This is a genomic window from Bradyrhizobium australafricanum, assembly GCF_020329495.1.
Classification (GTDB): Bacteria; Pseudomonadota; Alphaproteobacteria; order Rhizobiales; family Xanthobacteraceae; genus Bradyrhizobium; species Bradyrhizobium australafricanum.
Genome location: NZ_JAGKJL010000207.1, coordinates 1 through 696, shown reverse-complemented (window position 1 = coordinate 696; position 696 = coordinate 1). Strand labels below are relative to the sequence as shown.

Sequence of the window (696 nt, the reverse complement as noted above, 5' to 3'; positions counted from 1 at the left end):
GCTGGACGACATCGTTGAGGTGATGCGGCGATGCATCAACGCCAAGCTGTCCCGTAGTGCTATTCACCGCTGCCTGCAGCGCAATGGCATCAGCCGGCTTGCCAAGCCTGACAAGCCCAAAGCCGGCGTCTTCGAGAATGCCAGTATCGGCTTCATCCATATCGACGTGAAGTATCTGCCGGCACTGCAGCGCCGCACCAGCTATGCCTTTGTCGCCATCGACCGAGCCACCCGCTACGTCTTTGTCGAGGTCCATTCCAAGCGGGACGGAGCGACCGCGACCGGTTTCCTTAAGCGCTTCCTGGCTGATTTTCCGCACCAGGTTCACACTATCCTCACCGACAACGGTGCCGAGTTCACCGACCGCTTCGCCGTCGACAAGAAGAACAAGCCGCCCGGGAAGCCTTCCGGCGACCACCCCTTTGATCAACTCTGCCGACAGTGCGGCATCCAGCATCGCCTGACCAAGCCCTACCATCCGCAGACCAACGGACTCGTCGAACGTTTCAACCGGCGCATCGCCGAAGCCATTGGCCGCGAAACAAAGCGTGGCAGCGCCCGGCGGACCTTCATCGATCACGCCGATCGAGACACCTTCATCGCCAAATTCGTCCACGACTACAATCGAACCAGGCTCAAATGCCTCCGCTACCAGGCCCCAATGCGGGCCCTCGCCAATCATACGGGACCAAACAC

Annotated in this window: 1 protein-coding gene; it reads left to right on the top strand. The window is 60.3% G+C overall.

The window, feature by feature from the left end:
• Nucleotides 1-22: 22 nt before the first annotated feature.
• On the top strand, nt 23-696 hold a 674-nt coding region (locus J6525_RS47880; protein ID WP_225649633.1), incomplete at its 3' end, for a DDE-type integrase/transposase/recombinase.